The following is a 7,502-nucleotide window of genomic DNA, read 5'->3' as shown; positions in this document are numbered from 1 at the left end:
CGCCCCCGCGCGACGAACGCCAGCGACTCGCTCTCCTGCCACAGCACCTCGACACGCCTGCCGCTCTGGCCCAGGCGCTCGGCGATCGCGTCCAGATCGACCACGGGCATGCGGTACGGCTGACTCATGGTGGCTCCCATCTGTGCCGTTCGGTTACGCCGCCAGGAGGCGGGTCAGCGCGCCTCGACCACGGCGGCCACGCACTCGACCTCGACCAGCACGCCCGCGCGGTGCGGCGGGGCATTGACCGTCGTACGCGCCGGGAAGCTCTCGCAGTCGGCGAAGAACTCCCGGTACGCCTGGTTGAACTCCGGGAACTGCGAAGCGTCGCGCAGGTAGCAGTTGCACTTGAGGATCGAGTCCTTGGTGCCGCCCGCCGCCTCCACCACCGCCAGCAGGTTCGTCAGCGTCTGCCGCACCTGCTCGGCCAGATCCTCCGACACCACCGTGCGCGTCTCCGGATCCAGCGGACCCGTCCCCGAACAGAAGATCAGGCCACCGTGCACGATCGCCTGCGACAGCGGAGGCACGGTCCCGGCCGAGAAACCGACCTTGGGCGCGTTCGGGCTACTGATCGAGATCTTCGGCATGGCACTCCTCGCTCGACCCGTCATCCGGCCGGCGGAGACGGTCCGGGGGCCACCGCGCCCCCACCTCGGCGCGACTCTAACCACCATATTCGTTAGAGTCAATGATCGCTGTCGGCGGCCGAGGCTCTGACCTGGCCCACCATCCGGATGATTGTCAGGTCCGGCATAATCCATCATAATGGTTATCTGAAACTACGGTCGGAGGAAGGCATGACACCGAGCCACGAACGCGTCCCGTCCGGGCCCCCGGCCGGGACGGGCGGACCGGCGGCCGTCGACGTGCACGCGCACGCGCTGCCGATGCCGCTGCTCCGGCACCTCGCCGACCGCGGCCTGGCGGACCTGTCCCGGATCGGCTCGGACACGCTGCTGCTGGACCCGGCCGTCTCCGGCGTCGCCAAGGGCGCCCGCATCCCGCTGCCCGCCGACCAGTACGACGTCCCCCGCCGCCTCGCCGCGCTGGACGCGGCCGGCATCGACCTGCAACTGGTCTCGGCACCGCCCTTCGTGTTCGGCTCGACGTCCGACGACGGCGACCTCGTCATGGAGGTCACCCGGCGGTCCAACGACGCGCTCGCCGAGTACGCGGCGGCGGGCGGGGGACGCCTCGCGGCGCTCGGCACGGTGCCGGTCGGCCTGCCCGGCGCGGCGCGGGAGGCGGCGCGCTGCCTGGACGACCTCGGCATGGCCGGGCTGACGATCGGCACCTTCGGCGGCGGGCGCGAGCTCGACGACCCCGCCAACGAGGACGTGTGGGCCCTGCTGACCGAGCGCCGGGCCTTCTGCCTGGTGCATCCCAGCCGCGCCTCGTCCCCCGCCCGGCTCCGCGACTTCCACCTGGTGCAGCTGCTCGGCTATCCGGCGGAGACGGCGCTCGCCGCCGCCCGCCTCGTCTTCGGCGGCGTCCTCGAACGGCACGACCCGGTGCTGTGCCTGGTGCACGGCGGCGGCTGCCTCCCCGCGCTCGCGCCCCGGCTGCACCTCGGCTGGGAGCGCAAGGAGGAGGCGCGGACGGTGCCGCGGTCGCCGCGCGAGTACGTGCGGCGGCTGTACTTCGACACCGCCGTCTTCGACGACACCGCGCTCCGCCGCCTCATCGAGGACGCGGGGCACGACCGCGTCCTGCTCGGCACCGACCTGCCGTTCGACCTCGCCGACGTGGACGCGGTCGCCGCGGTCCGCCGGCTGGCCCTGGACCCGGCGGCCGAGCGCGCCGTCCTGGCCGGCAACGCGGCCCGGCTGATCCCCTCCGTGCGGCCCGCGACCTAGAAGGAGCAGCACATGCCACTCGTCCAGATCAGCCTCGCCGCGGGGCGTCCGCCCGACCAGATCCGGCGGCTGATCAGCGAGGTGCACGACGCGGTCGTGCGCGCCACCCGCACCGACCCGGCCCGGGTCCGGGTGCTCGTCCAGGAGCTCCCTCCGACGCACTGGGCGGCCGGCGGCGTCACGCTCGCCGAGCGCGACGGCCCCGGCCCCTCGCGACGCGGCACGGGCGGACACGGCACGGCCGGACACGGCCCCCCGGCTCCCGGCACCCCGGGCCCCGGCACTACAGAGGAATGAGGATTAGCAGCACATGGAGTTCTTCGGGCACGTCATCGACGGCGAGGAAGTCGAATCGCGGGACGGCGCACGGTTCGACAGCGTCGATCCCTGGACCCGGCGGCCGTGGGCGCAGGTGGCGCTCGGCTCGCGCGACGACGTCGACCGCGCCGTCGCCGCCGCCCGGCGGGCGTTCGATGACGGGCCGTGGCCCCGCATGGGATACGCCGAGCGCGGCCGCGTCCTGCGCCGCCTCGCCGACCTGGTGGAGGCGAACAAGGAGCGGCTCGGCATGGCCGACACCCGCGACATGGGCAAGCCCGTCACCCAGAGCATCGGCAACGACGTCGACCGGTCGGCGCACAACCTGCGGTTCTTCGCCGACCACGCGCAGCTCGCGGCGGCGGACCGGCTGCCGATGGACAGCGGCCACCACGCCTACACCGCCTACGGGCCCGCCGGGGTCGTCGCGGCCATCTCCCCGTGGAACTTCCCGCTGATGCTGGAGACCTGGAAGATCGCGCCCGCGCTGGCGTGGGGGAACACCGTCGTGCTGAAGCCCGCCGAGGACACCCCGTCCTCGGCGACGCTGCTGGCGCGGCTCGCGAGCGAGGCGGGGCTGCCGCCCGGCGTCCTCAACGTCGTGCACGGGTACGGGCCGCAGGCGGCGGGGCAGGCGCTCACCGAGAGCGCGGCCGTCGACCGGATCACCTTCACCGGCGCGTCCAGCACCGGGCGGGCCATCGCCCAGATCGCGGGCGGCAACCTGGTGCCGGTGAGCCTGGAGCTCGGCGGCAAGGGCGCGAACATCGTGTTCGGCGACGCCGACCTGGACAACGCCGTCGACTGGTCCATCCGGGCCATCTTCACCAACGCCGGGCAGGTGTGCCTCGCCGGCAGCCGGCTCTACGTGCAGCGCGACATCTACGACACGTTCCTCGACCGGTTCACCGCCGCCGCCGAGGCGATGGTGATCGGCGACCCGTCCGAGCCGGGCACCCAGCTCGGGCCGCTCGCCTCGCAGGAGCACTACAAGAAGGTCAGCGGGTACGTCGAGACGATCGAGGCGCAGGGCGGCCGGATCCGCACCGGCGGGCTCGGCTCCGGCTGGGTCGTCCGCCCCACGGTGGTGACGGACATGCCGCAGGACGCGCCGCACTGCCGGGAGGAGATCTTCGGCCCGGTGGTCGTGGTGGCCCCGTTCGACACCGAGGCCGAGGCGGTCGCCCTGGCCAACGACACCCCGTACGGCCTGAACGCCATGGTCTTCACCGAGAACCTGAGCCGGGCGCACCGGGTGTCGGCGGCGCTCCGCGCCGGGACGGTCTGGGTGAACTGCTTCTTCATCCGCGACCTGCGCGCCCCGTTCGGCGGCGCCGGGGCGTCCGGCGTGGGACGGGAGGGCGGCGACTTCAGCCGCGAGTTCTTCACCGAGCCGAAGGCCGTCGTCATGCAGATCGACCAGGGCTGACCGGCCCGGCTTGGTCCGCACGGCCCTGTCCCGGTTCCGGACGCGCGGCGGGCGCGCGGCACGCCCGCCGCGCGTCTGGCCGCTGTACGCGGGCGGCTTCCTCGGCCCGTACAGCGGCACCATGGTCACGCCGATCCTGCACGAGGCGGCGGACGGTCTCGGCAGCACGCCCGAGACGGCCGCCGCCGCCGTGACCGCGTACATGGTCCCGTTCGCGGCGCTGATGCTGGTGTCGGGGACGTGGGCGGAGCGCTGGGGGCGGCACCGCACGATCCGCCTGTCCCTGCTGTGCTACGTCCTGGCGTCGGGGCTCTGCGCCCTCGCCCCCACCATGGAGACGTTCCTGGCGGGACGCGTCCTGCAGGGCGCCACGAACGCCTTCACCACCCCGCTGCTGCTCGCCGCGATCAGCGACATCACGCCCCGCGAGCGGCTCGGCCGGGCGCTCGGCCGGTACGCCGCGATGCAGGCCGCGGGCCAGTCGTTCAGCCCGCTGATCAGCGGCATCTCGGCGGCCGCGGACTGGCGGCTGGCCTTCGCCTTCCCCACCGCCGTCGCCCTGGCGCTCGTGCTGCTCCCGCCGTCGGAGTCGGCCACCGCCCGCAGGGCGACCGGGCGGGCGTCCTGGCGGGTCCTGGCCGACCGGCGGCTCGCGACCGCCGCCGCGCTGTCGTTCCTGTGCTACCTGCCCGCGATCGCGCTCACCGTCCTCACGGTGCTGCGCGCGGAGGAGCGATTCGGGCTCGGCCCGACCGGGCGGGGCCTGGTCAGCGCCGGGTACGGCGTCGCCGGGCTGGCGTGCGCCACCGCACTCGGCCGCTGCCTCGACCGGGCGGGCCCGCGCCGCCTCGGCATCGCGCTGAACGTCCTGCTGGCCGCGGGCGTCCTCATCGCGGCGGTGGGGCCGTCCCTCGCGCTGCTGGTGTGCGGCGCGGCCATCGCCGGCATCGCGGTGCCCGGCCTGCGCAACACCGTGAACGCGCTCGCCGCCGACAGCGTCCCGTCCAACCGCGGCGGCGCGACCTCGCTGGTGCTGTCCGCCCAGTTCTTCGGCGGCGCGCTCGCCCCGATGGTGTGCGTCCCCCTGTACGAGGCGCACGGCGACCCGGGCTTCGCCGCGCTCGCACTCGTCCCGCTGCCGGCGCTGCTGCTCCTCTCCAGCGCGCGGTTCCTGGGCATCGAACGCGGCGGACGCCGTACGGCCGCGCCCGAGGGCGGATGAGCGGGCGGGTCAGGACGCGCTGCGGAGGAGGTCGTTGATGGCCTCGCTCATGGTGACCGGGTCGACCTGCCCCAGCGGCACGGTGTCCTCGGGCTCCCGGCCGGGCACCTGAGCCGCCCACAAGCCGGTGATCTTCTGGTCGTCGCCCTCGCCGTACATGTACGCGTAGAGGCCGGGGCTCAGGCCCGCGACGACGTAGAGCCCGGCGGGGTCGCGGCGGGCGAGCCAGCCGCCCGCGAACTCGCCGTCGGCGTCCACGGACTCCCAGCGGCCCTGCGAGTGGCCCTTCGCCTTCCCGTACGGCAGGACGAGCCCCTCCACCCGGTCGAGCCGGTGCGCGGCGCGCTCTCCGGCGGTGAGCCGGTGGACGGGACGGCCGAGCTGCTCGAACGGCTGCAGGATCTCGTAGTCGGCGAAGAGCTCCGCCCAGTCGGCGAGGTCGTCCAGCAGGACGGGGTGGGCGATGCCGATGCGGTCGTCCGGCGCGGGGGTGAACGCGTCGTCGTGGACGTCGGCGTAGGTGCGGTCCTCGGCGACGCGGAAGGCGGTTCCGCCGTCGGTGATCCACACCAGCCGCCGGACGATGTGGCCCAGCAGCGGATGGCGGACGAACAGCGCGTGGAAGTCGCCGGGCGTCCAGCCGCGCCGGGTCGTCATGGCGTGTTCGAAACGCTTGATCTCCTGGGCGGCCAGCGTGCGCAGGTCCTTCTTGAGGCCGGTGAAGAGCGCGTGCGCGGACGCGGCGAGGGCGGGGTCGTCCGTCGCGGCGGGCTTCGGCGCGCTCTTGCGGGTCTTGCCGTCCGGCGCCGTGACCAGCGGGACGAGCTGCTCGTCGAACGTCACGGTGAACGTGCGCGGGCCGTAGTCGAGGACGAGGGTGCCCCGGTCGTCCAGCCCGAAGTCGGGGACGGCGCGGTCGGCGAGGTCGTCCGGGGTGATGCCGCGCGCGGCGGCGATCTCGTCGATCTTCCTGGCGGCCCGGTTCTTCAGCCCCTTGTACCGGCCGGTGCGGGTCAGCTCGAACAGGTGGGTGAGAGCGACGTCGGAGCCGATGCCGGCGAGGACGTCCAGCGCGGCCCCGGCCCGTGCGGTGAGGCCCTCGCCCGGCCAGCGCTTGATCAGCGGGCTGAGCCGCCGCACCGTGGTGTCGTCGCCGATCAGGCCGAGCTGGGCCAGCGCCCAGTTGTGCCTGCCGGGCGCACCGAGCGCGTACCAGAGCTCGAACACCGCCCAGGAGAACTCGGCCAGCGAGTGCCGGTCGCAGAAGTCGCGGACGGCGGCGGCCTCGGGCACCTTCTTTGCGAGGAGGTGCAGCAGGCGCCGGGTCGCGTCGGCGGGCAGCGCCCGGTCGCGGTCGCGGGTGAGGATGCGCGGGAGATGCGCCGGGTCGGCCCAAGCGGTCTTCGCGCCGCGGGCGGGCGGCTTTCCCGCGAGGACGCCGGGCAGCTCGGCGGCGTCGGGGACGGACGGCTCCGCCGGGCCGGTGCGTGGAACGACGCGCAGCAGCCCGGCCGCCCGCAGGCCCCGGGTCGTGCCGCCGCCGGCCAGCGGCTCCAGCGCCTTGAGCGCGAGGTCCGGGTACCGTTCGACCGCCTCGCGCAAGGCGGCGGGCACGCCCGGCTCCCCGAAGTGGTCGAGGAGCAGGGGAAAGATCCGCTCGTCGCCGGTCGCCAACAGCGCGGTCAGCACGGTCGGGGTCGTATCGGCGTTGTAGGACTGCCGCAGAGTTTGGGCGAGCGCGGGGAAGGCGTCGGCGCCGAGCCCGTCGAGCAGCGTCGCGGCAAGGGCGGGAGTCACCCGGACCCAGCCGATGTAAGGCACCTGCGCGGCCGTGGAAAGCGAGCACACCAGGAGCTCGTGGTCGGTGAGGGTCATGCCGCCGGACTCGGCGACGGACTCGGCGAGGGACTCGTCCACCCAGGCCGTCTCGGTCGGGACGAGATAGGCGGCGACGCGCCGCCGGCCCGGGTCGCCGCGGTGGGCCGCCAGCAGGTCGGCCGCGCCGCCGTACTCGGCCTCCGGCGCCGCCGCCAGGAGGGCGCGGACCCGCTTGGCCGCGGCGTCCCCGGTGACCCACCGGCCCGGACGCAGCCGGTCGGCGGAGGTCGTCCGCCGGATCTCGCCGTACGCCTCACCGCTGGACCCGACGTAGGCGACGAGCCAGACGGCGCCCGCGCCGTCCCGGCGCGCCGGGCGCGGGACGGGGCCGAGGGCGAGGGAGGACGCCTCGGTCAGCGCGCAGGCGGCGAAGGCGAGCCCGTGGTCGAGGACCCAGGCGTCCACGAAGCCCTCACCGTCGGCGTCTCTGACGTACTGCACCGCGACGGTGGCGACGGCCGCCGCGCCCACCGGGTCCGGATCGCCGTCCAGCCAGGCGCGGACCGCAGCGGCGAGATCGGGGGCGGTGCGCGCGTGGTCCGCCATGTCCGCCGCGATCGGACGGGCCGCCCGCTCCCACTCGCGCGCCCGGCGCGCGGCGTCCTCGTCCGGGACGACCCGCGGCCCGGCGATGCCGCCGCGCCGCGGGTGGACGTGCTCATGCCACTCGACCGGAATCCGCACCGTCTGGCTCATGGCCCGCAAGCTAACGACCGGCTCGGACAATCCCGCCGCACGGTTTCAGACCAGGGGGCCGACCAGGGCGGCGACCAGGGACCGTGCCCGTTTGGCCCCC

The 7,502-nt window shown here is 74.7% G+C and carries 6 protein-coding genes; 4 read left to right on the top strand and 2 right to left on the bottom strand.

Annotated elements, in window-relative coordinates; genetic code table 11:
• Positions 1-173 precede the first annotated feature (173 nt).
• Entirely contained in the window at positions 174-590 is a 417-nt protein-coding gene (locus CHF16_RS29725; RefSeq protein ID WP_179271760.1) for a RidA family protein, read from the bottom strand.
• A gap of 210 nt (positions 591-800) precedes the next feature.
• Here CHF16_RS29725 and CHF16_RS29720 point away from each other — a divergent pair, with 210 nt between their 5' ends.
• Genes CHF16_RS29720 through CHF16_RS29705 form a run of 4 tightly spaced genes read left to right on the top strand, consistent with a single transcriptional unit; the run spans position 801 to position 4,828 of the window.
• On the top strand, positions 801-1,859 hold the full coding sequence (locus CHF16_RS29720) for an amidohydrolase family protein (RefSeq protein ID WP_089329454.1): 1,059 nt from the start codon (positions 801-803) through the stop codon (positions 1,857-1,859).
• Positions 1,860-1,871: 12 nt separating this feature from the next.
• Positions 1,872-2,156 carry a tautomerase family protein gene (locus tag CHF16_RS29715; protein ID WP_089329453.1) on the top strand — a complete coding sequence of 95 codons (285 nt, stop codon included), beginning with the start codon at positions 1,872-1,874 and terminating at the stop codon, positions 2,154-2,156.
• 13 nt (positions 2,157-2,169) lie between these two features.
• Positions 2,170-3,606, top strand: coding sequence for an aldehyde dehydrogenase (locus CHF16_RS29710; protein ID WP_089329452.1), 1,437 nt, complete (start codon positions 2,170-2,172; stop codon positions 3,604-3,606).
• Positions 3,607-3,616: 10 nt separating this feature from the next.
• Positions 3,617-4,828, top strand: coding sequence for an MFS transporter (locus CHF16_RS29705; RefSeq protein WP_218826897.1), 1,212 nt, complete (start codon positions 3,617-3,619; stop codon positions 4,826-4,828).
• A 9-nt stretch (positions 4,829-4,837) separates the two neighbouring features.
• Here CHF16_RS29705 and CHF16_RS29700 read toward each other — a convergent pair whose 3' ends face one another.
• Complete coding sequence (locus tag CHF16_RS29700; protein ID WP_089329451.1) at positions 4,838-7,402, bottom strand: DUF4132 domain-containing protein; 2,565 nt, start codon at positions 7,400-7,402, stop codon at positions 4,838-4,840.
• Positions 7,403-7,502 lie beyond the last annotated feature (100 nt).

It is taken from the genome of Actinomadura meyerae (genome assembly GCF_900188445.1).
GTDB classification, from domain to species: domain Bacteria; phylum Actinomycetota; class Actinomycetes; order Streptosporangiales; family Streptosporangiaceae; genus Spirillospora; species Spirillospora meyerae.
The sequence above is the reverse complement of the archived record's forward strand: the minus strand, read 5'-3'. Positions and strand labels throughout refer to the sequence as shown.

What these genes read in the sequence shown, in the direction of transcription:
- CHF16_RS29725 (WP_179271760.1), bottom strand. Translation starts at nt 590, where the DNA reads ATGCCGAAGATCTCGATCAGTAGCCCGAACGCGCCCAAGGTCGGTTTC.
- CHF16_RS29720 (WP_089329454.1), top strand. Translation starts at nt 801, where the DNA reads ATGACACCGAGCCACGAACGCGTCCCGTCCGGGCCCCCGGCCGGGACG.
- CHF16_RS29715 (WP_089329453.1), top strand. Translation starts at nt 1,872, where the DNA reads ATGCCACTCGTCCAGATCAGCCTCGCCGCGGGGCGTCCGCCCGACCAG.
- CHF16_RS29710 (WP_089329452.1), top strand. Translation starts at nt 2,170, where the DNA reads ATGGAGTTCTTCGGGCACGTCATCGACGGCGAGGAAGTCGAATCGCGG.
- CHF16_RS29700 (WP_089329451.1), bottom strand. Translation starts at nt 7,402, where the DNA reads ATGAGCCAGACGGTGCGGATTCCGGTCGAGTGGCATGAGCACGTCCAC.